This window comes from Pseudoalteromonas sp. 23_GOM-1509m (assembly GCF_000518425.1).
Lineage (GTDB): Bacteria > Pseudomonadota > Gammaproteobacteria > Enterobacterales > Alteromonadaceae > Pseudoalteromonas > Pseudoalteromonas tetraodonis.
Genome location: NZ_KI912432.1, coordinates 354,597 through 381,490 on the forward strand (window position 1 = coordinate 354,597; position 26,894 = coordinate 381,490).

General features: G+C 40.2%; 23 protein-coding genes. 15 read left to right on the top strand and 8 right to left on the bottom strand.

All coding sequences use genetic code 11. The annotated features are described in order from the left end of the window. The first annotated feature begins 8 nt into the window (after window positions 1–8). The 5 genes from N523_RS0112205 (at window position 9) to sucD (ending at window position 7,368) form a co-directional block, all read left to right on the top strand. Window positions 9–725, top strand: coding sequence for a succinate dehydrogenase iron-sulfur subunit (locus N523_RS0112205; protein ID WP_008112091.1), 717 nt, complete (start codon window positions 9–11; stop codon window positions 723–725). An 87-nt stretch (window positions 726–812) separates the two neighbouring features. Further along, a complete protein-coding gene (sucA, locus tag N523_RS0112210) occupies window positions 813–3,632 on the top strand; it encodes a 2-oxoglutarate dehydrogenase E1 component (protein WP_028835188.1) in 2,820 nt (939 codons plus the stop codon). Between the two features lie 3 nt (window positions 3,633–3,635). Then, complete coding sequence (odhB, locus tag N523_RS0112215) at window positions 3,636–5,153, top strand: 2-oxoglutarate dehydrogenase complex dihydrolipoyllysine-residue succinyltransferase (RefSeq protein WP_028835189.1); 1,518 nt, start codon at window positions 3,636–3,638, stop codon at window positions 5,151–5,153. Between the two features lie 176 nt (window positions 5,154–5,329). Further along, window positions 5,330–6,496, top strand: coding sequence for an ADP-forming succinate--CoA ligase subunit beta (sucC, locus tag N523_RS0112220; RefSeq protein ID WP_008464053.1), 1,167 nt, complete (start codon window positions 5,330–5,332; stop codon window positions 6,494–6,496). Continuing rightward, complete coding sequence (sucD, locus tag N523_RS0112225) at window positions 6,496–7,368, top strand: succinate--CoA ligase subunit alpha (RefSeq protein WP_024603036.1); 873 nt, start codon at window positions 6,496–6,498, stop codon at window positions 7,366–7,368. Before sucC ends, sucD begins: the two co-directional genes overlap by 1 nt. A gap of 77 nt (window positions 7,369–7,445) precedes the next feature. On the opposite strand, the gene N523_RS0112230 is transcribed toward sucD, so the two are convergent. Beyond that, window positions 7,446–8,516 (bottom strand): DUF3083 family protein, encoded by a 1,071-nt coding sequence (locus N523_RS0112230; protein WP_028835190.1) that lies wholly within the window; start codon window positions 8,514–8,516, stop codon window positions 7,446–7,448. 214 nt (window positions 8,517–8,730) lie between these two features. On the opposite strand from N523_RS0112230, the gene glnS reads away from it, so the two are divergent. Then, window positions 8,731–10,395 carry a glutamine--tRNA ligase gene (gene glnS / locus N523_RS0112235; RefSeq protein WP_013465005.1) on the top strand — a complete coding sequence of 555 codons (1,665 nt, stop codon included), beginning with the start codon at window positions 8,731–8,733 and terminating at the stop codon, window positions 10,393–10,395. 70 nt (window positions 10,396–10,465) lie between these two features. Here glnS and fur read toward each other — a convergent pair whose 3' ends face one another. From fur to N523_RS0112260, 5 genes are all read right to left on the bottom strand, one after another. Continuing rightward, on the bottom strand, window positions 10,466–10,909 hold the full coding sequence (gene fur / locus N523_RS0112240; RefSeq protein ID WP_013465004.1) for a ferric iron uptake transcriptional regulator: 444 nt from the start codon (window positions 10,907–10,909) through the stop codon (window positions 10,466–10,468). A gap of 183 nt (window positions 10,910–11,092) precedes the next feature. After that, entirely contained in the window at window positions 11,093–11,620 is a 528-nt protein-coding gene (fldA, locus tag N523_RS0112245) for a flavodoxin FldA (protein ID WP_008113772.1), read from the bottom strand. A gap of 13 nt (window positions 11,621–11,633) precedes the next feature. Further along, a complete protein-coding gene (gene ybfE / locus N523_RS0112250; RefSeq protein WP_008113775.1) occupies window positions 11,634–11,912 on the bottom strand; it encodes a LexA regulated protein in 279 nt (92 codons plus the stop codon). Window positions 11,913–11,914: 2 nt separating this feature from the next. After that, window positions 11,915–12,136, bottom strand: a complete 222-nt coding sequence (locus tag N523_RS0112255) for a DUF2788 domain-containing protein (protein WP_008113777.1) — start codon at window positions 12,134–12,136, stop codon at window positions 11,915–11,917. Between the two features lie 95 nt (window positions 12,137–12,231). Continuing rightward, window positions 12,232–12,999 (bottom strand): alpha/beta fold hydrolase, encoded by a 768-nt coding sequence (locus N523_RS0112260; protein WP_028835191.1) that lies wholly within the window; start codon window positions 12,997–12,999, stop codon window positions 12,232–12,234. A gap of 489 nt (window positions 13,000–13,488) precedes the next feature. Between N523_RS0112260 and seqA the strand changes: the two genes are divergently transcribed. From seqA to N523_RS0112290, 6 genes are all read left to right on the top strand, one after another. After that, on the top strand, window positions 13,489–14,073 hold the full coding sequence (gene seqA, locus N523_RS0112265) for a replication initiation negative regulator SeqA (protein WP_028835192.1): 585 nt from the start codon (window positions 13,489–13,491) through the stop codon (window positions 14,071–14,073). Between the two features lie 9 nt (window positions 14,074–14,082). Continuing rightward, window positions 14,083–15,720: a phosphoglucomutase (alpha-D-glucose-1,6-bisphosphate-dependent) gene (pgm, locus tag N523_RS0112270; RefSeq protein WP_028835193.1), complete on the top strand. Its 1,638-nt coding sequence runs from the start codon at window positions 14,083–14,085 to the stop codon at window positions 15,718–15,720. An 80-nt stretch (window positions 15,721–15,800) separates the two neighbouring features. After that, window positions 15,801–16,853 carry a succinylglutamate desuccinylase gene (astE, locus tag N523_RS0112275; RefSeq protein ID WP_028835194.1) on the top strand — a complete coding sequence of 351 codons (1,053 nt, stop codon included), beginning with the start codon at window positions 15,801–15,803 and terminating at the stop codon, window positions 16,851–16,853. A gap of 265 nt (window positions 16,854–17,118) precedes the next feature. After that, window positions 17,119–18,333, top strand: a complete 1,215-nt coding sequence (locus N523_RS0112280; RefSeq protein ID WP_028835195.1) for a thiamine pyrophosphate-dependent dehydrogenase E1 component subunit alpha — start codon at window positions 17,119–17,121, stop codon at window positions 18,331–18,333. Continuing rightward, on the top strand, window positions 18,333–19,310 hold the full coding sequence (locus tag N523_RS0112285) for an alpha-ketoacid dehydrogenase subunit beta (RefSeq protein WP_013464999.1): 978 nt from the start codon (window positions 18,333–18,335) through the stop codon (window positions 19,308–19,310). Before N523_RS0112280 ends, N523_RS0112285 begins: the two co-directional genes overlap by 1 nt. Window positions 19,311–19,318: 8 nt before the next feature. Beyond that, window positions 19,319–20,899 (top strand): dihydrolipoyllysine-residue acetyltransferase, encoded by a 1,581-nt coding sequence (locus N523_RS0112290; protein ID WP_028835196.1) that lies wholly within the window; start codon window positions 19,319–19,321, stop codon window positions 20,897–20,899. A gap of 80 nt (window positions 20,900–20,979) precedes the next feature. Here N523_RS0112290 and N523_RS0112295 read toward each other — a convergent pair whose 3' ends face one another. Next, entirely contained in the window at window positions 20,980–22,149 is a 1,170-nt protein-coding gene (locus N523_RS0112295; protein WP_028835197.1) for a putative manganese transporter, read from the bottom strand. An 85-nt stretch (window positions 22,150–22,234) separates the two neighbouring features. Beyond that, window positions 22,235–23,863 (bottom strand): M28 family metallopeptidase, encoded by a 1,629-nt coding sequence (locus N523_RS0112300; RefSeq protein WP_024603030.1) that lies wholly within the window; start codon window positions 23,861–23,863, stop codon window positions 22,235–22,237. A gap of 107 nt (window positions 23,864–23,970) precedes the next feature. On the opposite strand from N523_RS0112300, the gene N523_RS0112305 reads away from it, so the two are divergent. Genes N523_RS0112305 through N523_RS0112315 form a run of 3 tightly spaced genes read left to right on the top strand, consistent with a single transcriptional unit; the run spans window position 23,971 to window position 26,769 of the window. Continuing rightward, entirely contained in the window at window positions 23,971–24,783 is an 813-nt protein-coding gene (locus N523_RS0112305) for a DUF3025 domain-containing protein (protein WP_028835198.1), read from the top strand. Beyond that, complete coding sequence (locus tag N523_RS0112310; RefSeq protein WP_028835199.1) at window positions 24,780–25,568, top strand: ABC transporter ATP-binding protein; 789 nt, start codon at window positions 24,780–24,782, stop codon at window positions 25,566–25,568. The genes N523_RS0112305 and N523_RS0112310 overlap by 4 nt, the downstream gene beginning before the upstream one ends. Beyond that, window positions 25,561–26,769: an ABC transporter permease gene (locus N523_RS0112315; protein ID WP_028835200.1), complete on the top strand. Its 1,209-nt coding sequence runs from the start codon at window positions 25,561–25,563 to the stop codon at window positions 26,767–26,769. Before N523_RS0112310 ends, N523_RS0112315 begins: the two co-directional genes overlap by 8 nt. The last annotated feature ends 125 nt before the right edge of the window (window positions 26,770–26,894 follow it).

Consider the following 26,894-nt stretch of genomic DNA (forward strand, 5'->3'; position numbering starts at 1 on the left):
GCGAGACGATGGCACAAGTACAATTTTCAGTTTATCGTTACAATCCGGATGTTGATAACGCACCTCGTATGCAAGATTACACTTTGCAAACTGAGGAAGGCCAAGACATGATGGTATTGGATGCACTTTTACTATTAAAAGAGCAAGATCCTACACTATCGTTTCGTCGTTCATGCCGTGAAGGCGTGTGTGGTTCAGACGGCGTAAACATGAATGGTAAGAACGGTTTAGCATGTATTACTCCTTTATCTACGCTGCAAAAAAATGGCAAAGGTAAAATCGTAGTGCGTCCATTACCTGGACTTCCTGTTGTTCGTGACCTTGTTATTGACATGAGTCAGTTCTACACTCAATACGAAAAAGTAAAACCGTATCTAATTAATGATGAGCCTGCAGCAGGTGAACGTCTTCAATCTATCGAAGAACGTGATAAATTAGATGGGCTTTACGAGTGTATTTTATGTGCATGTTGTTCTACATCGTGTCCTTCTTTCTGGTGGAATCCAGATAAGTTTATAGGTCCAGCAGGCCTTCTTCATGCTTACCGTTTCTTAGCTGATAGCCGAGACACAGCAACAGAAGAGCGTTTAGCTGACTTAGACGATGCATTCAGTGTGTTCCGTTGCCACAGTATCATGAACTGTGTTAGCGTTTGTCCTAAGGGTCTTAATCCGACCAAAGCAATTGGACAAATAAAATCTATGTTATTAAACCGCTCGGTTTAATTTCTAGTAGACGAAAGATGGCTAATAATTTATTAGCCATCTTGTTATATAACTATTAATTTCTGCGCTAAAAAAAAGGGCTTATAAATGCACGAAGGTGTGATGAAGGCATGGCTAGAATCTTCACATTTAAACGGCGGTAACGTTGCTTATGTTGAAGAGCTTTATGAAGCGTATTTAGACGATGCGACTTCGGTGCCAGAAGAATGGCGAGAAGTGTTCGAACAGTTACCAAAAGTAGATGGTGTGGATGTTGAAGTAAAACATTCAGAAGTTCGTTCACAATTTGCGGCGCTTGCTAAAAACAAGCATAGAGAAGTAGTGGTAGCAGAGGGCAGTGGTGGCGACCTTAAACAGGTTAAAGTACTGCAACTTATTAATGCTTTCCGTTTTCGTGGACACCAAAATGCAAACCTAGATCCACTAGGTATTTGGCAACGAGAACGTGTACGAGATTTAGAGCTAGAGTACCACGACTTATCGGATGCTGACTTTGACCGCGAATTTAACGTAGGATCGTTTGCCGTTGGCCGCGATACTATGCCTTTAGGTGAGTTATACCAAGCACTAAAAACCACTTACTGTGGTTCTATTGGCGCCGAGTATATGCACATCACATCAACAGAAGAAAAGCGTTGGTTACAACAGCGTTTAGAGTCTGTTCAGTCTAGGCCAAAATTTGATAAAAATGAAAAGCTACGAATCCTCAAGGGATTAACAGCGGCTGATGGTCTTGAAAAATATTTAGGGGCTAAGTTCCCGGGTGCTAAGCGTTTCTCACTTGAAGGTGGCGATGCGTTAGTGCCTATGTTAAAAGAGCTTATTCACCGTGCCGGTGAAAGTGGCCAAAAAGAAGCCGTTATTGGTATGGCTCACCGTGGTCGCTTAAATGTTCTTGTTAATGTGCTAGGCAAAAATCCATCAGAACTTTTTGATGAGTTTGCTGGCAAGCATAAAGAAACGTTAAGCTCAGGTGATGTTAAATACCACATGGGTTATTCATCAGATTTCGCGACTAAAGGTGGCAACGTGCACATGGCACTTGCGTTTAACCCGTCGCATTTAGAAATCGTAAATCCGGTGGTTATGGGCTCTGTGCGTGCACGTCTTGATCGTCTTAATGACAAAACAGGCAGCAAAGCACTTCCAATCACTATCCACGGCGACTCAGCAATTGCAGGTCAGGGTGTTGTTCAAGAAACGTTTAACTTATCGCAAACTAATGCATTTAGTTGTGGCGGTAGTATCCGTATTGTTGTTAATAACCAAGTTGGTTTTACAACAAGTAAAAAAGACGACGTACGCTCAACTGATTACTGTACTGATATCGCGAAAATGGTTCAATCACCAATTTTCCACGTAAACTCTGACGATCCTGAAGCGGTTGCTTTTGTAACTCAACTCGCGCTTGATTTTAGAAATCAGTTTAAACGTGACGTTGTGATTGACCTTGTTTGTTACCGTCGCCATGGTCATAACGAAGCTGATGAGCCTAACGCTACACAGCCAATCATGTACCAAAAAATTAAAAAACACCCAGTACCTCGCTTAATCTACGCGGATCAGCTGATTTCTGAAGGTTCTTTCACAGAAGATGAAGTGAAAGCGCTTGCTGATGATTACCGTAATGGTTTAGACGATGGCAACTGTGTTGTTGAAGAAATACAGCCAGAAACATCACACTCTTCAGATTGGGCTAAGTATGTAGGCCATGAATGGAGTGTTGATTACGATGCTAGCGTTTCGGTAGAAAAGCTTAAAGAACTTGGTAACATAGTTGCAAGTTACCCAGAAGAGTACAAAGCACAATCTCGTGTTAAAAAAATATACGATGATCGTAAAGCAATGGCTGCTGGCGAAAAACCACTTGATTGGGGTATGGCTGAAACTTTAGCGTATGCAACTATTGCAGCTGAAGGCACTGATATTCGTCTAACTGGACAAGATTCAGGTCGTGGTACCTTCTTCCACCGTCATGCGGTTGTTCATAGTCAAAAAGATGGTGCAACGTATTTACCATTACAGAACCTTAGTGAAGATCAAGGTACGTTTGAAGTGTTCGACTCAGTACTGTCTGAAGAAGCGGTATTAGCATTTGAATATGGTTATGCAACTGCAGAGCCGACTTCATTAGTATTGTGGGAAGCACAATTTGGTGATTTCGCTAATGGTGCTCAGGTGGTATTTGACCAGTTCTTAAGTTCAGGTGAGCAAAAGTGGGGTCGCTTATGTGGCTTAACGTGTTTGTTACCTCATGGCTATGAAGGTCAGGGTCCAGAGCACAGCTCGGCTCGTCTAGAACGCTTTTTACAGCTTTGTGCTGATCACAACATGCAAGTGTGTGTACCATCAACACCGGCACAAGTGTACGCAATGTTACGTCGTCAATCAGTTAGACCACTGCGTCGTCCATTGATTGTAATGACACCGAAATCATTATTACGTCATCCATTAGCAACATCGACACTTGAAGAGTTATCTGAAGGTGTGTTCCACAACATCATTGATGAAATTGATGAGATTGACCCTAAGAAAGTAGAACGTGTTGTATTTTGTAGCGGCAAAGTTTACTACGAATTATTACAAGAACGTCGTAAACTTGAGCAAGACAATATTGCAATTGTTCGTGTTGAGCAGCTTTACCCGTTCCCACATGACGAAATGAAAGCAATTATTGAACGTTACCAACACGTTACTGATTTTGTGTGGTGTCAGGAAGAGCCGCAAAACCAAGGCGCTTGGTACTGCTCACAACATCACTTTGTTGATGCAATTCCACAAGGTGCAAAATTGAAATATGCAGGCCGTAAGGCATCAGCATCTCCTGCATGTGGATATATGTCAGTACATACTAAAGAACAACAAGCGCTCGTTGCCGACGCGCTTACTATAGAAAAGAAAGGATAAGCAATGAGCACAGAAATTAAAGTTCCTGTTCTTCCTGAGTCGGTTGCAGATGCTTCCGTTGCTACATGGCATGTAAGTGTTGGCGACAAAGTAAGCCGTGACCAAAACTTAGTAGATATTGAAACAGACAAAGTGGTTTTAGAAGTGGTTGCACAAAATGACGGTGTAATCACTGAAATTTCACAAGAAGAAGGTGCTACGGTACTTGGTGACCAAGTGATCGGTTTAATTGGTGATGCGCAAGCAGCATCACCAAGTAAAGAGCCAAAAGAAGATAGCTCAGCATCAGAAAAATCAGAAGACGCGCCGGCGGCGCAATCAGCACCAGCATCAGAAGGTAAAGAAGTGGATATTAAAGTACCTGTACTTCCAGAATCAGTTGCAGATGCAACAATTGCTACTTGGCATGTTCAACCAGGTGACGCGGTAACACGCGACCAAAACTTGGTTGATATTGAAACAGATAAAGTTGTACTTGAAGTGGTTGCCCAAGAAGACGGCGTTATGGGTGAAATCATTCATGACGAAGGCGATACTGTTCTTGGTGAGCAAGTAATTGGTAAAGTAAAAGCAGGCGCTGCCCCCGCTAAATCTGACGCTAAAGCGGATGCACCAGAAGCCAAAGAAGAAAGCTCAAGCGAGGGTTCAGATGTGTTAACGCCATCAGTTCGTCGTTTAATTGCTGAGAAAGGCCTTGATGCATCAAAAATCAAAGGTTCAGGTAAAAATGGTCGTGTGACTAAAGAAGATGTTGATCAATTCTTAAAATCACCTGCGCCAGCGGCAAAAGCAGAAGCAGCGCCAGCAGCACCTATGGGTGACCGTACACAAAAACGTGTGCCTATGACACGTTTACGTAAAACAATTGCGAATCGTCTTCTTGAAGCGAAAAACTCTACTGCAATGTTAACTACATTTAACGAAGTTAACATGAAGCCAATCATGGATCTTCGTAAGCAGTACCAAGAAGTATTTGAAAAGCGCCACGGTATCCGTTTAGGTTTCATGTCTTTCTACGTGAAAGCAGTGACTGAAGCGTTAAAGCGTTTCCCAGATGTAAATGCATCAATTGATGGCGATGATATTGTTTACCACAACTATTTCGACATCAGCATTGCTGTTTCTACACCTCGTGGCTTAGTAACACCTGTACTTAAAGACTGTGACAAGCTATCTGTTGCAGAAATCGAAAAGGGTATTCGTGAGCTAGCGCTTAAAGGCCGTGATGGTAAGCTAACGCTTGACGATATGACCGGCGGTAACTTCACTATCACCAACGGTGGTGTATTCGGTTCGTTACTATCTACTCCAATTATTAACTTACCGCAGTCTTCAATTTTGGGTATGCACAAAATCCAAGATCGTCCAATGGCTGTAAACGGTAAAGTTGAAATCTTACCTATGATGTACTTAGCGTTATCTTACGATCACCGCCAAATCGATGGTAAAGAATCAGTTGGTTTCTTAGTAACAATTAAAGAGTTACTTGAAGATCCAACACGTTTACTGCTGGATGTTTAATTAAGTAGTATGAAATATAAGCTGTGAGTTAAAATCACAGCTTTTTTTTTGTGCCTATGGTCATACTGGGGTTTTCATGTAGCGCCATGAGATCTATACTAGGCACGCAATTTGGGATAGTTGTTTATTTGCATAAATATTCAACTCTTTTAATATAAAAAATTGGATAAAGCATCATGAATTTGCATGAGTATCAGGCAAAACAACTTTTTGCCGAATATGGTTTACCAGTTTCTCAAGGTTTCGCTTGCGATACACCTGAAGAAGCTGCAGCAGCTGCTGAAAAGATTGGCGGCGATATGTGGGTTGTTAAAACTCAGGTTCACGCAGGTGGACGTGGTAAAGCTGGCGGTGTAAAGCTAGTTAAAACTATCGACGAAGTTAAAGCGTTTGCAGCTAACTGGTTAGGTAAAAACCTAGTTACTTACCAAACAGACGAGAAAGGCCAGCCAGTTGCTAAAATTTTAGTAGAAAGCTGTACTGACATCGCTAACGAACTGTACCTAGGTGCTGTTGTTGACCGTGCTTCTCGTAAAGTTGTGTTCATGGCGTCTACTGAAGGCGGCGTTGAAATTGAAACTGTTGCTGAAGAAACACCAGAACTTATCCACAAAGCTGAGATCGATCCATTAGTAGGTCCTCAAGCTTACCAAGCACGTGAGCTTGGTTTTAAATTGGGTCTTAACCCAACGCAAATGAAACAGTTTGTTAAGATCTTCATGGGTCTTGGTAATATGTTCAACGATTTCGATTTCGCATTACTTGAAATCAACCCGCTAGTAATCACAGATGAAGGTAACCTTCACTGTCTAGATGGTAAAATCGGTATCGATGGTAATGCACTTTACCGTCAACCTAAAATCCGTGAAATGCACGATCCATCTCAAGAAGATGCGCGTGAAGCTCACGCAGCAAGCTTCGAGCTTAACTACGTAGCCCTTGATGGTAACGTAGGTTGTATGGTTAACGGTGCAGGCCTAGCAATGGGTACTATGGACATCGTAAACCTACACGGTGGCAAGCCAGCTAACTTCCTAGATGTTGGTGGCGGCGCAACGAAAGAACGTGTATCTGAAGCATTCAAAATTATCCTTTCAGATGACAACGTTAAAGCTGTTTTAGTTAACATCTTCGGCGGTATCGTTCGTTGTGACATGATTGCAGAAGGCATCATTGGCGCAGTTAAAGAAGTAGGTGTAACAGTACCAGTAGTTGTGCGTTTAGAAGGTACTAATGCTGAACTAGGTCGTGAAGTACTTGCTAAGTCTGATCTAAACATCATCGCTGCTGAATCATTAACAGACGCGGCTGAAAAAGTTGTTGCTGCTGCGGAGGGCAAATAATGTCTGTATTAATCAATAAAGATACAAAAGTTATCTGTCAAGGTTTCACTGGTGGTCAAGGTACTTTCCACTCAGAGCAAGCGCTTGAGTACGGTACACAAATGGTTGGTGGTGTAAGCCCAGGTAAAGGCGGTCAAACGCACCTTGGTCTTCCAGTATTTAACACAGTACGTGACGCTGTAGAAGCAACTGGGGCAACTGCATCAGTTATCTACGTACCAGCACCTTTTTGTAAAGATGCAATCTTAGAAGCAATCGATGCGGGCATCGAGCTAATTGTTTGTATCACTGAAGGTATTCCTACACTTGATATGGTTGACGTTAAAGTTAAATTAGATCAAACAGGTACACGTATGATCGGTCCTAACTGTCCAGGTGTTATCACTCCTGGTGAGACTAAGATTGGTATCATGCCTGGTCACATCCACAAGCCTGGTAAAGTAGGTATTGTTTCACGCTCTGGTACTTTAACGTACGAAGCAGTTAAACAAACTACAGATGCTGGTTTTGGTCAGTCTACGTGTGTTGGTATTGGTGGCGACCCAATCCCAGGTACTAACTTTATCGACGTTTTAGAAATGTTCGAAAAAGACGACCAAACTGAAGCAATCGTAATGATTGGTGAAATTGGTGGTACTGCAGAAGAAGAAGCTGCAGAGTACATCAAAGCTAACGTAACTAAACCTGTTGTTTCTTACATTGCTGGTGTTACTGCACCAGAAGGTAAGCGTATGGGTCACGCTGGCGCAATCATCGCAGGCGGTAAAGGTACTGCTGATGAGAAATTTGCTGCATTAGAAGCTGCGGGCGTAAAAACTGTACGTTCACTGGCTGATATCGGTAAAGCACTTAAAGAAAAAACAGGCTGGTAATCAGCGGTTATTCTTTAAAAAAGGCTCGCAATTGCGAGCCTTTTTTTATGTATGGCTAGAGCGTATTGCCCTTAATCTTAAAACGGGTAACTAATATGTTGAAAAAATCGCAGAGATAAATCTTGGCGCTGCTTATTAATAGCTAATTCATCACAGAATGCATGAACGGTTTTCTCTACTTGATTCATAAAGCGACCATAGCCAATCTCATGTTTATTATGCGCGGCGGCAACAATCACAAAATGCAGCGTCTCTACGAGTTTATTTTCATCAAAAAATACTTTCATTTGTGGCGCTGAATCTTCTATATCAAAACTAATTTTTTGTAACTCACCATTTCCCTCATTTCTATCTACTTCACTATTACGAATTATTGGCATTGCCCCATTGGCAACCATCGCTGCATGGGTGAGTTTATTATCTTCACAAAGTTGAGTAAATAACTGCAAAAAGTGGTTATAAAACGGTTTATAAGTATGGCTATTAATTTGTGTTTGAAATTGCGTTTTAATATTACGTGACACGGGAATAGAGAAGGTGACGTAAGTCATTTCAGCATGGCTACTAGGTATTGCGCATTGTCTGGATTGATAACGAGGATATAAACTTCTTAGTTTATATCCATAGCTTTCTTTATTACCTTTTTCTTTAGCGAATAAATCATAGGTTAAATGTTGATGATCGCGCAGCTTAAAGCTTGGCTGGTCTAAGAATAACTGATCTTGTAAATGACTCAATACTTTTTGTACATTGGTATGAAATTGCGCAGAGTGGGCACGTATATCTTCACCAGTAGCTAAAAACAATAGGCGTATTTTTTTACTTTGCTGATTTTCTGTGTGATGAAGTTTATGCGCTTCATGGTAACGAGGGTTATAAAAAAACAACATTTGCTTATCGGTTTCAAGTTGGTAAGACTCATCATGAAATCTCACCACGGGGAGTTTATCATTTGCGAGTAAATGGACATTATGCAGTTCATATTCATCACATGATGCAAATAACTGACGCGCAATTCGTTCATAGCAAGCATTAATATTACTGAAGTTTTTATAAAAATCTTCATTAGGTGTAATTTCGGCTAATAAGTAATGATTTGCACGTGCATTACTTGGAATATATATGCGGTGTTGATTTAATGAGGCCATCTTCGTTCCTTTAAGTTGGGGTTATTCGTTTACTATAAATCGCTTTAATGACTTTAATATTGCGCTAAAACAAATTTTGCTCATAAACTATCCCTTATCTAACAAACTTTGGTAATAACTGCATAAACCCGCATCTATTACTGTATGTTAAGGTTGGTTTTTGTAATAATGCAGTAGTTTTGTTATCACGCAATATACAGAGGTTTATAATCCTATGGCGGAAATCGAGAATCGCCCAAATAACTTTATTAGAACCCGAATTGATGAAGATTTAGCAAGTGGAAAACATGCCACAACGCATACCCGTTTTCCACCTGAACCTAATGGCTTTTTACATATTGGCCATGCAAAATCAATTTGCCTAAATTTTGGTATCGCCAAAGACTATAACGGTTTATGTAACCTTCGTTTTGACGATACAAACCCAGAAAAAGAAGATATTAACTACGTTAATTCAATTAAAGAAGACGTACAGTGGTTAGGGTTTAATTGGGATGGTGAGATTAAGTATTCGTCAAACTATTTTGATCTACTTTATGGTTATGCGGTAGAGCTTATTAATAAAGGCTTAGCGTATGTTTGTTTCTTAACTGCAGATCAAGCTCGCGAATACCGTGGTACATTAAAAGAGCCTGGTAAAAACAGCCCATACCGCGAAACATCACCTGAAGAAAACCTCGCATTATTTGAAAAAATGCGTAACGGTGAATTTAAAGAAGGTGAATGTGTCCTTCGCGCTAAAATAGATATGGCCAGCTCATTTATGGTGCTGCGCGATCCAATTATATACCGTATACGTTTTGCTAATCATCATCAAACAGCGGATAAGTGGTGCATTTACCCAATGTACGACTTCACGCATTGTATTTCTGATGCACTTGAAGGCATTACTCATTCATTATGTACGCTAGAGTTCCAAGATAACCGTCGTTTATATGACTGGGTATTGGATAACATCAGCCTTGAATGTCACCCGCAACAAATTGAGTTTTCACGTTTAAACCTTGAATACACAATTATGTCAAAGCGTAAGCTTAATGACTTAGTGGTTAATAAGCACGTAGAAGGGTGGGATGATCCGCGTATGCCAACCATTGCGGGTCTGCGTCGTCGTGGTTATACACCGGCATCTGTGCGTGAATTCTGTCAGCGTATCGGTATTACTAAGCAGGAAAATATGGTTGAAATGGGCATGCTTGAAGCGTGTATCCGTGATGACTTAAACGAAAATGCTCCGCGTGCAATGGCTGTACTTGATCCAGTGAAAATTGTGATTGAGAATTATGAAGCCGATAAAGTAGAAACGCTTTCTGTGGCTAATCACCCAAATAAAGAAGAAATGGGTCGCCGTGAAGTGCCTTTCACGCGTGAAATTTTTATCGAACGCGAAGATTTCCGTGAAGAAGCGAACAATAAGTTTAAACGTTTAGTGCTTGATAAAGAAGTACGCTTACGTGGTGCTTATGTGATTAAGGCAGAGCGTGTTGAAAAAGACGACAATGGTGAAATTACCACTATTTACTGTACTTACGATCCTGAAACATTGGGTAAAAATCCAAGCGATGGTCGTAAAGTAAAAGGGGTTATTCATTGGGTATCTGCGCCTGAGTCAGTGACAGCTGAAGTACGTTTATATGACCGTTTATTCAGTGTGCCTAACCCTGCAGCCGCAGAGGACTTTGAAAGCACGTTAAACCCAGACTCATTAGTGGTTATTTCTAATGCTAAACTTGAACCTTCATTGGCTAATTCTGTACCTGCACAAGGTTTTCAGTTTGAGCGTACCGGTTATTTCTCACGTGATACTAAATCAGAAAACCTGGTATTTAACCAAACGGTAGGCTTACGTGATTCGTGGGCTAAAATAGAGCACAAATAATATTGCTCTATTTTTTAGTTATAAAAAAACCTGCTAAATCGCAGGTTTTTTTATTAAACTAAATAGGCTTTTAACTATTGCTTTGCGCAAACGCTTTACACGCGTCTTTATCTTCACATTCGCCATATAGGTAAAGAGAGTGATTGGTCAGCTTAATACCGTTTTCTTCAGCTATTTCGAGTTGACGACGTTCAATTAAATCATCTTCAAACTCAACAACCTTGCCACATTTTAAACACACTAAGTGGTCATGGTGAGTGCTGCCAGAAAGTTCAAATACTGACTTACCGCCTTCAAAGTGATGACGGCTTACAATTCCTGCATCATCAAATTGATTTAAAACACGGTAAACAGTCGCAAGACCAATTTCTTCGCCTAGATCTAATAAAACCTTGTAAACATCTTCAGCGCTTATGTGTTGGTTATCTGGAGATTGAAGAATCTCTAAAATTTTAATACGCGGTAAAGTTACCTTTAGCCCGGCTTTTTTAAGTTCCAAGTTATGATCAGTCATTAAATCTGTCTCAATTTTATTTAGTTATACTAGACATCTTGCAAGATGTACTCGTCACAATAACAGTTAGGATAACGTGCCTTAGCAGGAAGTGCAAAGAACAATTGATCTATATCAATATTAACGCGGAAAATGCTAACTGTTTGATAATATTTTAAACAGTTAGCATTTAAAAGGGGGGGATTAATCTGCTAACTCACTTAAGCACATTTCATCATATACCTGAGCACACCACTGCTTAACACGCTGCTCAGTCAATTCTGGCTGACGGTCTTCATCAATACCTAAACCAACAAAATGTTTGTCATCAGCCATGCCTTTTGATGCTTCAAAATCATAACTGTCTGTTGGCCAATGGCCAACAACAATAGCGCCACGTTCTGTTACGATATCGTTGATCATGCCCATAGCATCTAAGAAGTATTCTGCATAGTCTTCTTGGTCGCCACAGCCAAAAATAGCCACTAGTTTACCTTCAAAGCTTACTTCTTCAAGCTCAGGAAAGAAATCATCCCAATCACATTGCGCTTCACCATAATACCAAGTTGGAATACCGAATAAGATCAGATCAAACTCAGCAATCTCTTCTTTAGAGCTTTTTGCAATGTCATGCACAGCAACGAGCTTTTTACCCAATTCTTTTTGGATCATTTTTGCTACGTGTTCTGTGTTACCTGTGTCACTTCCGAAAAAAATGCCTACACTTGCCATGGATTTAAACCTTTTATCTATCAATAGCCAATCTTTCTTGTAAAATTGTTTCGATCAACGCACTGCGGCTAATATTTTGTGCATCTGCCATATCACTCAGTGCCTGATACAGCTGTGACGAAACTTTAAATTCAACACGCTTTAAACCACGTGCCTTATCTCTTTTTATTTGATTACGTTTATTAACCTTTAACTGCATATCCCGAGGAAGGGGATTAGTTTTAGGTCTTCCTGGACGTTTCTCGTATTCAAATAAATCAAGCGTTGTTCTATCTGTTTCTGACTTGGCCATGCTTAACCTACACCCGCACCTTGCCAAAATACCTGAATAAGTCCTTTGGCAATAAAGCCAGAGCAACCTAAAAAGAGTACCAGCCACACAATATAACGACCAAATTTAGGCACATTGCCGCTTTTCAGTACGTCTTTAATTGCCAAGCCGATAAAAATAAAAATACCTGCTAAGCCAAAATACAACCCTAAGGTATCAAATTCGTTAATAAACTGACTGACCATCGACGTATAACCTTTAAATTAAACGGCGCGTACTATAGCACATAAATCTTTAATTATTTAGTGTGATAAATCAAAAACACGCCATAAAAATAACATTAAACTGCAGTTAAAAAATCATTGATTGCTTTGTTTACAGCCTGTGGTTTTTGGGCATGTAACCAATGACCTGCACCATGAATGATTTTTGCACTGACGTTTTTAAACAGCGCATTAATCGCTTCGCGATGCTCGGTTAAAATGTAGTCAGAGTCATTACCTTTAATAAACAGAGTTTCGCACAAACAAGAATTATTTGCATTAATGTTTGCTGTAATAGTTGAATATTTATCATCGAGCACAGGTAAATTAAAGCGCCAAACAAAGTGCCCATCATCATTTTTATATAAGCTTTTTAATAAAAACTGACGTACACCTATCTCCTCTATATACGGTTGCATTACTAAATCAGCTTGCTTTCTATCACTAATATCTGAATTTTTAACTGCATTTAAAGCCTCAAGTATTTGAGTATGGCGCGCAGGGTAGCTCACAGGCGCAATATCAAGAACCACTAGTTTATCGACTAAATCAGTATGGCTCAGTGCTATTTGCATCGCCACTTTGCCGCCCATAGAGTGCCCAACCAGATGCGCTTTTTGTATGTTTAATGCCGTCATTAATTCAACAACATCATTAGCCATTGCAGTATAATCCATTTCATCGCTGTGGGGCGAAAGGCCATGATTACGTAAATCAACGTTGGTTACACAAAAATGCTCGCTTAATGGCTTTGCAATCACATTAAGGTTTTCTAAAGAGCCAAACAGTCCATGGATCAAAATAACATTTGGACCTTGACCAATTTGTTTGTAATTTAATTGCATAGACGTCTCCTTCAATTTTGCGCATAGTTTGCCGAGCATTACCCTAAAAAGCAAAAAATACAGATATTATTTGTATGTTGGACTCAAAAATACCTAGCTTCCTGATTATTTGGTCATTATTAATTACTATTATGTTTAGGGGCGCGTGGGTTGTAACTCGCATTTCTAACTGGATTGGGTATATACCCAAACCATCACAAGATACAGAATTCAGCGTTTCACCGGGGCTTAATATCAAGGCGTTAGTTTGCAACAATGGTGATCCCTTTTAAAAATTAACAACGATGAGAGTAAGTTCCTGTGAAACGCCCAGAGGGTTGGTTTAAAAGCGATTTATACTGCGTTATTGGTTTTAGCAATAGAACGACTATTGTTTGCAATCAATGCCTTGCCTAAATCGCTTTTAATTCCAACTGAAACTCGCATCTTGAGGTGATTTGGGTATAATCATATCGAAAGAAAAATGTGACCCGTAATGACAGGAAGAACATGAAACAAATCGACATAGACGACGAGTTATATCAGTACATTGCAAGCAATACACAGAGTATTGGTGAGAGTGCATCCACTATTTTACGTCGTTTATTAAATCTCAACGGCGAAAAAATTACCACCACTAAACTAGACACTGATCATAAAAATGAAACCGTTAGTGTGTCTAATTCATCACTAGAACAACCTATAGCAGACGTTGAACAGCCAACCCAAGTGGCAAAACCGCCGGTAAATAAAAAGAATGCGAACGTATTTAACATTTTAAATAAAGAAGAGCTGGCAATGCAAAAAGGTGTTGTTGGTCGTTTCTTATTTATATTAAGTGCATTTTACCGAACGCACAAAACAGACTTCTCTGCGGTGCTAGATATTAAAGGTCGAGATCGTGTTTACTTCGCGACCAGTAAAGAAGACTTAGTGAATAGCGGTAGTAGTATGAACCCAAAAAATATCACTGACAGTGAATATTGGGTGATGACCAATTCTAATACCACGCGTAAAAAAATGATGCTGCATGAAGTTGCACTTAGTTTAGGCTATAGCAACGAGCAAGCTGAAAAAATTCGTGATTATCTTTAAGGAAAGACCATGGCAATTCATTCCGGCGCAGGTAAAACTGCACCACAATCGGCTTTAGTGAATGTACCAAAGTTAGTGTCTGCGTATTATTTAAATGAGCCTGACTTAGAGCAAAACCCCGAGCATTGTGTTGCATTTGGTACCTCAGGGCACCGAGGCTGTGCCTACGATGTAAAATTTAACGAATCGCACATATTATCAATCACCCAAGCTATTTGTGATTACAGAAAACAGAACGATATATTTGGTCCGTTATTTTTAGGTAAAGATACCCACGCACTGAGCGAGGCGGCCTTTAACTCAGCAATTGAAGTGTTGGTTGCTAATGAAGTGCAAGTGATCACCCAAGAAAATGGTGACTTTACTCCAACGCCAGTTATTAGCCATGCTATTGTTAGTTATAATAAAAATCATCCTAATGAGCTTGCCGATGGCATTGTAGTGACTCCATCTCATAATCCACCAGAAGATGGCGGTTTTAAATATAACCCGCCCAATGGCGGTCCTGCAGATACAGACGTTACAAAATGGATTGAAGACAGAGCCAATCAATTATTATTAGAAGACTTAGTTGAAGTAGAACTGTTTCCTTTTGCTAAAGCTTCACGTTCTGGTTTTATTCGCTACGAAGATTTAATGACGCCTTATATTGATGATTTAAAAAACATTATTAATTTAAAAGCGATTAGCGATGCAGGCATCAAGATTGGTATTGATCCATTAGGTGGCTCAGGCATTAACTTTTGGCCAGTGATTGCGCAAAAATATAATTTAGATTTAACGGTCGTTAATGACAGTGTTGATCCGCGTTTTGCATTTATGCCGCTTGATAAAGATGGCAAAATTCGTATGGATTGCTCATCACCTTATTCAATGGCTAATTTAATTGCCCTTAAAGATGATTTTGATTTATCGATTGGTAATGACCCTGATTATGACCGTCACGGCATAGTAACACCAGATGGGTTAATGAATCCAAATCACTTTTTAGCCGTAGCGATTGACTATTTACTAACGCATCGCGATTGGGATGCCAGTGTTGAAATCGGTAAAACGCTGGTTTCTAGCTCAATGATTGACAAGGTAACTCAGCGCAACAAGCGTAAAGTAAAAGAAGTACCCGTTGGCTTTAAATGGTTTGTTGAGGGTTTAAACAAAGGCAAATTGGCCTTTGGTGGTGAAGAAAGTGCTGGAGCGGCTTTCTTACGTTTTGATGGCACGGTTTGGTGTACAGATAAAGATGGCTTTATCATGGGCTTACTCGCCGCTGAAATTCTTGCAGTTACAGGTAAAACCCCGTCTGCGCTGTATAAAGAACTAGAGCAAGAGTTTGGTGCGCCACTTTATAAACGCCTAGATGCGCCAGCAACGCCTGAGCAAAAGTCGCGATTAAAAGCACTCAGTGCTGATGACGTAAAAGCAGATACCTTAGCGGGTGAGCCTATTTTACAAAAGCTAACTCATGCGCCAGGTAATAATGCAGCTATTGGTGGGCTAAAAGTGGTAACTGAAAGCGGCTGGTTTGCGGCGCGTCCGTCAGGTACGGAAGATATTTATAAAATTTACTTAGAATCATTTAAAGGCGAAGAGCACTTAGCCTTATTAGAAAAAGAAGCTAAAAAACTGGTTGATTCAGTGATTAGCTAATATGCAATTACAACTAAAAACGGCTGATTTTATCAGCCGTTTTTGTATCTATAATTTAAAATAAAAGGGCTTTTATCGTTATGTCAGCCACTGCAGAATATATTAATCAATTAAAACAAGATGGTGATTTTTTAACGCTTTCGCGTAACCATGAATGGCATTTAGAGGCAGGTCAATTTACGCTTAATAACAATACTCAGGTTACCATACACGATACCGGAGTGATTGAGTTTGAACCAGATTGTATAACGTCAAAAAATGTGGTGCTATCTAGTGCCATTCATGGCAATGAGACAGCCCCCATTGAAATTTGCGATGAACTGATTAAACACATTATTAGTGGGCAACTTGAATTACAACAGCGTGTTTTATTTATTTTTGGTAATCCTCAGTCAATTAATATTGGTAAACGATTTGTAGAAGAGAACTTAAACCGCTTGTTTAACGGCCACCACACTGTTGATGGTATAGCGATGAACGACGAACGCGTTCGCGCTGATAAACTTGAGCAATATGTTAGCGATTTTTACGCCCGTTCAGAGCAGGGTACGTATCGCTGTCATTATGATTTACATACCGCTATTCGCGGTTCTAAAAACGAAAAATTTGCTGTTTACCCATTCTTACATGGCAAGCCTTGGAAAAAGTCGCAACTGCAGTTCTTATTAAGCTGTGGTGTGAATACAGTATTGATGATGAAGTCGCCTGCTACCACGTTTAGCTACTATTCATCGTTTGTGCATGGGGCTGACTCATTTACTGTAGAGCTTGGGCAAGTGAAACCCTTTGGTGAAAACGAAATGTCACGCTTTGCAAAAACCAAACAAACTCTAACTGCATTAATTAGCCAAAAAGAAGTGAAATACCCAGAATTTGATGCAAGTGACTTTGAGTTGTTTTCTGTTCATCGTACTATTAACCGCACAGAGCAAAACTTTAGTTTTCCGTTTTCTGACGATGCCGAGAATTTTACAGGGTTTGCAAAGGGTGAGCTTTTAGCCACCGATGGCGATAATGCCATATATGCCGACGTAGAAGGGGAAGCAATTATTTTTCCTAACGCACAGGTTGCCATTGGGCAACGTGCATTACTTACAGTAGTCCCTATGCAAGTGGATAGCCGCTTTAGCTAAATCAACACATCAGACCACTTGTTATGAAAGTTTAACCAACTGATTAATAAGTGGTTAATTATATGTATAGTTAACTTGCCAGTTTTTTGCTCATTATTTACTTTTCTTTGGTCACAGTTTTGTTGAATAACACTTTACGTTAACGTAAAGTGTTGGCAGCTTTAATTAAATACAGTGCAGATGTTGCAAAGTTTATTCAGCAACTATCACCCATAATAATAATCCAAAGGGGCGCTGTGATACCGACAACAAAAGAAGGTAGGTTATGAGTAATCCCAATAACGTATCGCTGAATATTAATCATGAGCTTGAGTTTATTGACGGCCACGCACTTAATATTCCAACCCTGAGTATTTTAACTGAGGACGGCGACATTCATCCTAGTGCTCCTGCACCTGATATTTCTAAACACACCGCTATTAAATTATACGAAACCATGCGTTTTATTCGTTTATTGGATGAACGTATGCAGGGTGCTCAACGCCAAGGCCGTGTTAGCTTTTACATGCAGTGTTTAGGGGAAGAAGCGGCGGTAACAGCCTCTGCTGCAGCCCTTGATCAAGATGACATGATCATGGCGCAATACCGTGAACAAGCAGCCTTACACTATCGTGGTTTTACCCTTGATCAATTTATGAACCAAATGTTTTCTAATGAATTAGATTTAGGTAAAGGCCGTCAAATGCCGATCCATTATGGTTCTAAAGCACTTAACTACATGACCATTTCATCACCTTTGGGAACACAAATTCCACAGGCTACGGGTTACGCATATGGTCAAAAAATAAAACACATTGATGCTAAAACAGGTGAACTAGCAAGTACTATTGATAACGTTACTATTTGTTATTTTGGTGAAGGGGCTGCTTCAGAAGGTGATTTTCATGCAGGCTTAAATATGGCTGCAGTACATAAAGCACCGGTTATCTTTTTTGCACGTAACAATGGTTATGCTATTTCAACCCCAGCCGATGAGCAATTTAAAGGCGATGGGATTGCATCGCGTGGTGTGGGTTATGGTATTAAAACCATTCGTGTTGATGGCAGTGATGCGCTCGCCGTTTACGCGGCAACTAAAAAAGCTCGCGAAATTGCTGCGACACAAGGTGAACCGGTATTAATTGAATCGATAGCGTATCGTTTAGGTGCGCATTCAACATCAGATGATCCAAGCGGTTACCGTTCAAAAGATGAAGAAGCAAACTATAAAACATGCCCAATTGAGCGCTTTAGAAAATGGTTAGTAAAACAAAATTGGTTAGATGACGCAGAAGATATCAAAGCGAAAGAAACAATTCGTGATGATATTTTAGCGGCACTAAAACGCGCTGAAGTAATTGATAAGCCGGCGTTAGAAGAGCTAATTTCAGATGTTTACGATACGCCAATTCCATCTTTACAACGTCAATATGATGAACTTAAAACGCATATAAAAGCACATCCAGACGCCTACCCAACAACAGCAGGGAGAATTAAGTAATGGCTAAAATGAACATGCTACATGCAATTAATTCTGCTTTAGATATCACCATGAATGAACATCCTCAAGCGTGTATTTTTGGTGAAGACGTGGGTTATTTTGGCGGTGTTTTTAGAGCAACATCAGGGTTACAAGAAAAGTACGGTAAGCATCGCGTATTCAATACCCCGCTCACAGAGCAAGGTATTTTAGGCTTTGCAAATGGTTTGGCAGCCTTTGGTGCCCCCGCGCTTGCTGAGATTCAATTTGCTGATTACATCTTTCCTGCGTTTGATCAAATTGTGAATGAATCGGCTAAGTTTCGCTACCGTAGCGGTAATGAATTCAACGTAGGTAATCTAACAATACGCACACCTTATGGCGGCGGGATTGCTGGTGGTTTGTATCACTCGCAATCGCCAGAAGCATATTTTGCTCATACGCCAGGGTTAAAAATTGTCGTGCCGCGTAACCCGTACCAAGCTAAAGGCTTACTGCGTGCCTGTATTAAAGACGACAACCCAGTGCTATTTTTTGAGCCCAAACGTTTATACCGCGCTTCAACTGGTGAAGTGCCTGAAGAAGATTACAGCATTGAACTTGGTAAAGCTGAAGTGGTTCAAGAGGGTACTGACGTTACTTTATTAGCGTGGGGTGCACAAATGGAAATTATAGAAGCAGCGGCAAAGCAAGCCAGTGAACAGGGCATTAGCTGTGAAGTGATTGACCTTCGCAGTATTTTACCATGGGATGTTGAAACGATTGCTAAATCAGTGACTAAAACAGGCCGTCTTATTGTTAGTCATGAAGCACCTATTACTAACGGTTTTGGCGCAGAAATAGCCGCAACCATCGCTCAAGAGTGTTTTCTGCATTTAGAGTCGCCTATTTTACGTGTGTGTGGTTTAGATACGCCATACCCGCTGGCGCTCGAAAAAGAATATGTTCCAGATGCATTAAAAGTAATGGCCGCAATTAAACAATCAGTGAACTTTTAGGGGTTTCCATGGCTAAAGATTTTATATTACCCGACATTGGTGAAGGCATAGTTGAATGCGAAGTAGTCGAATGGCTGGTACAAGAAGGCGACACTGTAAAAGAAGATCAGCCTATTTGTGATGTGATGACAGATAAAGCCTTAGTGCAAATTCCAGCGGTACACGATGGGGTGATCACTAAGCTGCATTGTAAAAAAGGCGATATTGCTAAAGTACATGCGCCGTTATTTGCAATGGAAGTTGCCGGTGAAGCGCCTAGTGAAGAGACTCAAACAGCTTCTTCACCAACAAGTACTCGTGAACACTTAGAAGACTTTATTTTACCCGACATTGGTGAAGGTATTGTTGAGTGTGAAATTGTTGAATGGTTAGTGGCAGAGGGCGATGAAATAGAAGAAGACCAAGCCGTTTGTGATGTAATGACCGATAAAGCATTAGTACAAATACCGGCTAAATACACCGGTACAGTGCAAAAGCTGTATTATCAAAAAGGTGAAATTGCAAAGGTGCATAGCCCATTATTTCAAATGACGGTTGCAGGGCAAGTCGCAAAAGAAGACGTTGATGTTAACCAAGCAGTTGTAAAAGCACAAAGCAATGCAACTACCGATGCACCGGTTAAACAAACTCAACCACAACCACAAACTGCGATTGTTAACGAAAAAGCAGTTGCCTCACCTGCGGTTAGACGTAAAGCGCGAGAGCTTGATGTAGATTTAACTTGCGTACCAGGCAGTGGTAAAAATGGTCGTATTTATAAACAAGATATTGAAGCGTTTATAAAAAATGAAGTGCCATCTGGTATGGATACTTCTGAGCTTAACAAACCACAGACTACTGAGAGTAAAAAAACCAGCAGTACTGAACATGCAGCGAGCACAGGTGGAACGCGAACAGAAGCGATTAAAGGCATTAAAGCGGCCATGGCAAAACAAATGGTGGCGTCGGTTTCTACTATTCCACATTTTACCTACAGTGATGAAATTGACTTAACTGATTTAATTGCACTTCGAACTGATCTTAAAGAGCAATATAAAGCACAGGGCGTTAAACTTACGATGATGCCGTTTTTTATTAAGGCGTTATCGTTGGCAATGACTGAATTCCCGGTACTTAACTCAAAAGTAAACGATGATTGCAGTGAAATTACCTACTACGATGATCACAATATCGGGGTTGCAGTGGACTCTAAAGTGGGCTTATTAGTACCAAATATTAAAGCCTGCCAAACTAAAAGTATTGTAGAGGTGGCTAATAATTTAACGCAATTAACTGACTCAGCTCGAGAAGGCCGCGTAGCACCAGATGATTTAAAAGGCGGTACTATTAGTATTTCTAATATTGGTGCGATTGGTGGCACTATAGCTACGCCAATTATTAATAAGCCAGAAGTGGCGATTGTTGCCTTAGGTAAATTACAACACCTTCCGCGCTTTGACGAGCAAGGGCAAGTGGTATCGCGTGCAATTATGCAAGTAAGTTGGTCAGGGGATCACCGTGTAATTGATGGCGGCACTATCGCGCGCTTTAATAATTTATGGAAAGAATACTTAGAGCAGCCAGCTAAAATGATGATGGCAATGCGCTAACTCCTCATATTCATTTATAAATTAAAAAACCAGCAACTAGCTGGTTTTTTTATAACTTAATAAATAAAAGCTAGACTGATTTAGCTCAGAAAATACAGTCCATAACCAACTAATAACGCGGGAATAGCGGTATATAGCGTGGCAATAATAGCCGCTTTGGGTGTCATGGCAATGGCTGGGAAAAGCGCATCGCCATCGTTGGAAATGGCATTGGCCGCTAATGCGCTAAACGGAATAACCCCTTGAATATATAAAGTGGTAACAATTATTTGCGGGCCACAGCCAGGTAAAAAACCAATTAAAACCGCTATGAGCGGGGCCATATAAGCATAATTTAAAAACCATGTTTTTAAGTCAAGGCCAAACACGGTAACCAGTAGTTCAAATAATATAAAGGAGGCAACCACCCACGCGGTTACAAAATGAGTATCTTGCAGTACTTTTGTGAGTTTTGAAGGTGGACTGCATATATCATCTTCTGAGGTTACTTCTTTATAGCTTTCACCTTTTGAAGATAACGCCCACATAAATACGACAAACAACGCCATTAATGCGCCAAAATGAGTAACAGTGAATGTGGTGTACTGCCCAAATTGGCTCAAATCAATATTAAAAGCGAGTAAAAAGGCAATGAGTAACCCCGGAATAATAGCGATGTACCAAATAGGCTTACTGAGCGTAATTATTTTCGTCGGTAAAAGGGTAACCTGTGGTGTGTGCTTTTGATCAGTTGGGCATAAGTAGCCTGTTTTATGAAGTGTGTTGACGATTAAACCCGTTACTGAGCCAACCACAAACCCTATTGCCATGATGGTTAAACCCTCGGTAGGGCGAGTCGCTAACAATAAAAACGCGGCATCACCCATAGTGGCCGTTAATACAGCAACAATTGCGCCAAAGCTAGCTTGGCCTTTTGTAAATTGAGTCACCACAATAATCGCGCCACCACAGCCTGGTAACATGCCTAAAAAAGCAGCAAAGCTTACCTCTAATACCGGTGACTTAGCATTTAGGTAACGAAGTTCTAGCTGTGGTAAATGATCAATCGCGTAATAGTAAATAAATAAGGTCGCAGCAACAAATACACTGACTTGAAAAAAAGCATCACTGAGTGCAGTAATTGTTATGGTGCGTAAGCTGGGCAGGGCTAAACAGACTAAAATTAACAGAGGTAAAATTAGGCGTTTATTTTGATGAAAAACACGTTTTGCAGCTGGCGAAATAACTCCTAAATGGGATGTTAAAAACATACAGTACGACCTAATTAAAGAATGAGATCGCACTGTACTATTTTATTAAATGATAATCAATATCATTTACGTGTTGTCGCAGTAGTTACTTTTTACGTTGAAACTCTGAGTTTTCATTCCACGTAGGCCACTGAGTTTGTTGTGAAATATCAAAACCTACTTTATAAAATAATTGTAAATCTTGAACCGCACCTGATAAATCCCACTCATCGCGGTATCTATCACAAGGTTGATGGTAACAACCACGCAGTACTAAGCTCATACGCTTACGGTAATTTGCAGTTTCATCGTCAAACGCTTGTGTACCGCCACCGGCATACATGGCAGGAACACCCATATTAGCAAAGGCAAAGTGATCTGAGCGGTAGTAGCCACCTGAAGATGGTTTAGGGTCGCCCGATACTGTTCTGCCTTGCTCTTTGGCCGCAGTTGCTAATAGCTCATCCATTTGTGATTTACCAATACCCACCACACTAATATCTTTTACTTTACCTAATAGGTTTAAGCTGTCCATATTAATATTTGCAACGGTTTTATTAGCTGGAATAACTGGATTCGCAGCATAATATTTCGAGCCTAATAAACCTTGCTCTTCAGCGGTTACCGCTAAAAAGGTCATTGAACGGTCAGGGCGTTTACCTAGTTTGGTAAAGGCTTCGGCAACTTCTATCATACCGGCTGTACCTGTTGCGTTATCGTGTGCGCCGTTATAAATTTGATCGCCTTTACGGTTTTTATCCGTTCCTAAATGATCCCAATGCGCAGAGTAAATAATATGCTCATCGGGTGTTTTACTACCAGGAAGAGTGGCAATAAAGTTATAAGATACCGATTTTTTGATGGTGTTTTTTACATTTACAGTGGCTGTTAAATCGCCCATATCAACATGGTAAGCACCTTTGGCAGCGTTTGCTTTGGCGGTTTCAAAATCAAGGCCTGCTTTAGAAAAAAGCTCTTTTGCTACATCAACAGTAACCCAACCTTCAACAGCAACACGGTCCATATTATTGTTTTCTTTTACGAAACCAAATTGCTCGCCACTCCATGAGTTCTCAACCACAGACCAAGGGTAAGACGCTGGAGCAGTTTCATGAATAATAATAGCGCCTGCAGCACCTTGACGGCTTGCTTCTTCGTATTTGTAAGTCCAACGCCCGTAATAGGTCATTGCATCGCCGGTGAATAAAGCAGGATCTTTAGTTGCAAAACCCGGATCGTTTACCAGCATAACAACGGTTTTACCTTTAACATCTAGGCCTTCGTAATCATTCCAGTTATATTCAGGTGCGTTAACACCGTAGCCCACAAATACAAGCTCCGAGTTTTCAATTCCTTCTTGCGCACTAATACGGCTACTACCCATAACCATGTCTTTTTTGTATTGGTAGTCTTTACCGCCAATATTAAGCACCATATCAGAGTCTGCTTCTAACGATACAAGCGGCACTTCTTGGAAAAAGCTGTCGCCATTACCCGGCTCAAAGCCTAAAGCAGTAAATTCTTTTGTTAAGTAATCAAGCGTAAGCTTTTCACCTTCAGATGAAGGAGCACGTCCACCAAATTCATCAGAAGCTAACACTTTTACATGCTTAGCAATTTCATCCGCTTGAATGCTGTTGTAGCCTTTAGCGACATCATCAGATGTGATACTTGTTGTTGCACAACCGGCTAAAATTGCCGTTGTTATTAGGGTCAAAGAAAAATAACGTTTCATATTGGCTCTTTTTTTGTTCTAAGTGGCGTTAGTATATGAACTTCTGTTAATTAGAACCAGTTTTTGCGGTAAACTGTTGCTGATAAAAATGTACAGTAAAGGTAACAATGAAGCGTTTTACTCCCCCAGAACAATTTCAAGTAACGAGTATAAATGGAGGTGCATTTGAGCACCTTCGTCAGCTGTTTAAAATAGATCAGCAAACAGACTGGCCTGAGCCTGCGTACTTTACCCCGTATTTAAACGCCATCAATGCTAATAATCTGCCAATTCGTTTTGTCGATGATGCCAAGGTTGATTTTGCTGAGCGCTATTATGAACAAGTCATTTTTGAAACAGGGGACGTGCCCACCCGACAACAAAACTGGCATGATCTGTTTGGTGGTTTTATTTGGTGCTTATTTCCAAAAACAAAAGCCCTTATTAATCAGCGTCATGTTGATGAAATAGCGTTGCATGGGTTAAAACAACGAAGTAAACACCGTAACGCACTGACCTTGTTTGACGAATGCGGTGTGGTTTTAGCTATTAGCGAATCACAGTGGAAAGAGTGGTTAAGAGATCATCAATGGAAAACAGCCTTCATCGAACATAGAGAGCAGTGGGGTAAAACCATTGCACCTTTCATGTTTGGCCATGCCAATTATGAAATGTTAACCAAACCTTATATTGGACTAACTGGCAAAGCCTTATTTGTAAATGTACCGGATGAAATATTTTGTAAAGATTTAGTAACGCAATACCAGTACCTAGATCAGCGTCTTTATGAGATGATTAAAACTGATGATTGTTTAGCCGATAACAAACAGCTTTCACCTTTACCTTTATTAGGTGTTCCTGGTTGGTGTGATGAGAATAACAATCCATCATTTTACGATAACACGGACTATTTTAGACCGAAACGAAGGACACGAAAATGATAGAAGTTACCGCGCTTAAAAAGAAATTTAAGCTCACTAAAGATCATAAAAAAAATAAAATAGATGATATAGACCCCCGTGAAGATAAAGATTATTTTCACTCGGTTAAAAATGTCAGCTTTAGCTGTGCAAAAGGCGAAGTATTAGGGCTGTTAGGGCCTAATGGTGCAGGCAAAACCACAACATTAAGAATGATCTCTACCGCTTTAAAACCAGATGATGGCAGTATTACTATTGCAGGAAATGACATAATTAAAAAGCCACTCATTGGGCGTAAATCTATCGGTTTTTTATCCGGCTCTACTGGTTTATATGGTCGTTTAACGGTAAAAGAAAACATAGAGTACTTTGCAAAACTGCACGGCATGAGCAAGCCGGCTATTAAGGCACGCTGTGAAGAGTTATTTACCTTACTTGATATGCATAAATTTATTGATAAACGCGCTGAGAACCTATCAACCGGCATGAAGCAAAAAGCCAACATTGCGCGTGCTGTGGTACATCACCCTGACGTTGTTATTCTCGATGAGCCAACTACCGGCCTCGATATTATGACCACCCAAACGGTGATCAACTTTATTAAAGGCTTAAAAGCACAAGGTACTCCCGTTATTTTTTCTACGCATCATTTGGATGAAGTTGCGCTTTTATGTGACCGCGTTGCGGTGATTAATGAAGGCGTTAGTTGTTTTGATGGCACGCTTGCTGAATTTAAACAGGCAGGCAACAGTGAAGAATTAAATCAAGCGTTTATGAACATATTAACGGAGAAACATGATGTTTGAAGTATTTAAAAAGGAATTAACCGAGCTACTACGCGATAAAAAAACCTTATTGTTCGTGGTGGTATTTCCTATTGTAGTTTTCCCGTTGTTATTTGCTGTGGTTGCGTTTATATCCTCGCAAGCTGCGCTTGATGCTGAACAAAAAGTAAATACCTATGTGATTATCAATGGCGACTATGCACCAGAATTTACTGATAAAGTGTTTTATCACAAAAGCTTTGAGTTATATAAAGGTGATAAAACTTTCAACAGTGTTGAGGAGCTAAAAGCAGGTGTAAACGCTGGCGATATCGACATGGGAATATACCTGCCAAGCGATGCAGTGCAAACATTAAATGAGCAACAGCAAAGCGAATGGCAAGTTGTATTCAATGATTCAAAATCAATTAACTTTTTATTTGAGCGTGTCAAAGAGCTTGCTAAAGAGTACAGTGATACTTTACAAGAAAGTAAATTATTGAGCTTTGGTATAGATAAAAGCGCACAAGAAGCTATTTTAAAGCCAGTTAATGTAGTTAAAGTAGACACTGCCGATAAGCGCGAAAACCTAGGTGAAAAAGTGGGTGGGTTTTTACCTTATCTACTTATTCCGTTAGTACTGGTAGGCGCAACGTATCCGGCTATTGATTTAGGGGCCGGTGAAAAAGAACGAGGTACCTTAGAAACTTTATTACTTACACCTATTACTCGTACCGAGCTAGTATTGGGTAAATTCATTACTCTACTCACTACGTCAATTGCATCAACCACGATAACCGTTATTAGTATGGGGTGTTGGATAGCCTTAGCGCTGGCTTTTGCTGATCTTGAATTTATCAAAGCCGCTTTTAGTACATTGGCTATCACAGACTTACTAATGATTTTTGTCTTATTATTGCCTATAGCTGCAACCTTTTCTGCATTAGCTCTGGCAATATCAATCTATGCACGCTCGTTTAAAGAAGCGCAAAATTACATGACGCCATTAAGTATGGTCGTGTTTTTCCCGATTATTATTTCAATAATGCCTAACATGGAACTGACCTCGAAAACGGCGTTTATTCCGGTAACTAACGTCGCCTTAGCGATTAAAGAAATTGTTAAAGGCACCGTTGATTACACGCTGGTGGGATTGATATTCCTAGCAACAGCACTCATCGCTGGGGCACTACTGGCATTTTGTGTGAAATGGTTTAACCGTGAAGATGTGTTGTTTAGATAATTCATAAGTATAAAAAGGTCGCAGAGCGACCTTTTTTATTAATTATTATTAGGTTTTAGTGCTGAAATGAGTACTTAAAAATCTAGCTTGGCTTACAGGAATTAATAAAAAACCGCTGTATGAAA

Coding starts and splice junctions, on each gene's coding strand:
- N523_RS0112205 (WP_008112091.1), top strand. CDS start 9: ATGGCACAAGTACAATTTTCAGTTTATCGTTACAATCCGGATGTTGAT.
- sucA (WP_028835188.1), top strand. CDS start 813: ATGCACGAAGGTGTGATGAAGGCATGGCTAGAATCTTCACATTTAAAC.
- odhB (WP_028835189.1), top strand. CDS start 3,636: ATGAGCACAGAAATTAAAGTTCCTGTTCTTCCTGAGTCGGTTGCAGAT.
- sucC (WP_008464053.1), top strand. CDS start 5,330: ATGAATTTGCATGAGTATCAGGCAAAACAACTTTTTGCCGAATATGGT.
- sucD (WP_024603036.1), top strand. CDS start 6,496: ATGTCTGTATTAATCAATAAAGATACAAAAGTTATCTGTCAAGGTTTC.
- N523_RS0112230 (WP_028835190.1), bottom strand. CDS start 8,516: ATGGCCTCATTAAATCAACACCGCATATATATTCCAAGTAATGCACGT.
- glnS (WP_013465005.1), top strand. CDS start 8,731: ATGGCGGAAATCGAGAATCGCCCAAATAACTTTATTAGAACCCGAATT.
- fur (WP_013465004.1), bottom strand. CDS start 10,909: ATGACTGATCATAACTTGGAACTTAAAAAAGCCGGGCTAAAGGTAACT.
- fldA (WP_008113772.1), bottom strand. CDS start 11,620: ATGGCAAGTGTAGGCATTTTTTTCGGAAGTGACACAGGTAACACAGAA.
- ybfE (WP_008113775.1), bottom strand. CDS start 11,912: ATGGCCAAGTCAGAAACAGATAGAACAACGCTTGATTTATTTGAATAC.
- N523_RS0112255 (WP_008113777.1), bottom strand. CDS start 12,136: ATGGTCAGTCAGTTTATTAACGAATTTGATACCTTAGGGTTGTATTTT.
- N523_RS0112260 (WP_028835191.1), bottom strand. CDS start 12,999: ATGCAATTAAATTACAAACAAATTGGTCAAGGTCCAAATGTTATTTTG.
- seqA (WP_028835192.1), top strand. CDS start 13,489: ATGAAACAAATCGACATAGACGACGAGTTATATCAGTACATTGCAAGC.
- pgm (WP_028835193.1), top strand. CDS start 14,083: ATGGCAATTCATTCCGGCGCAGGTAAAACTGCACCACAATCGGCTTTA.
- astE (WP_028835194.1), top strand. CDS start 15,801: ATGTCAGCCACTGCAGAATATATTAATCAATTAAAACAAGATGGTGAT.
- N523_RS0112280 (WP_028835195.1), top strand. CDS start 17,119: ATGAGTAATCCCAATAACGTATCGCTGAATATTAATCATGAGCTTGAG.
- N523_RS0112285 (WP_013464999.1), top strand. CDS start 18,333: ATGGCTAAAATGAACATGCTACATGCAATTAATTCTGCTTTAGATATC.
- N523_RS0112290 (WP_028835196.1), top strand. CDS start 19,319: ATGGCTAAAGATTTTATATTACCCGACATTGGTGAAGGCATAGTTGAA.
- N523_RS0112295 (WP_028835197.1), bottom strand. CDS start 22,149: ATGTTTTTAACATCCCATTTAGGAGTTATTTCGCCAGCTGCAAAACGT.
- N523_RS0112300 (WP_024603030.1), bottom strand. CDS start 23,863: ATGAAACGTTATTTTTCTTTGACCCTAATAACAACGGCAATTTTAGCC.
- N523_RS0112305 (WP_028835198.1), top strand. CDS start 23,971: ATGAAGCGTTTTACTCCCCCAGAACAATTTCAAGTAACGAGTATAAAT.
- N523_RS0112310 (WP_028835199.1), top strand. CDS start 24,780: ATGATAGAAGTTACCGCGCTTAAAAAGAAATTTAAGCTCACTAAAGAT.
- N523_RS0112315 (WP_028835200.1), top strand. CDS start 25,561: ATGTTTGAAGTATTTAAAAAGGAATTAACCGAGCTACTACGCGATAAA.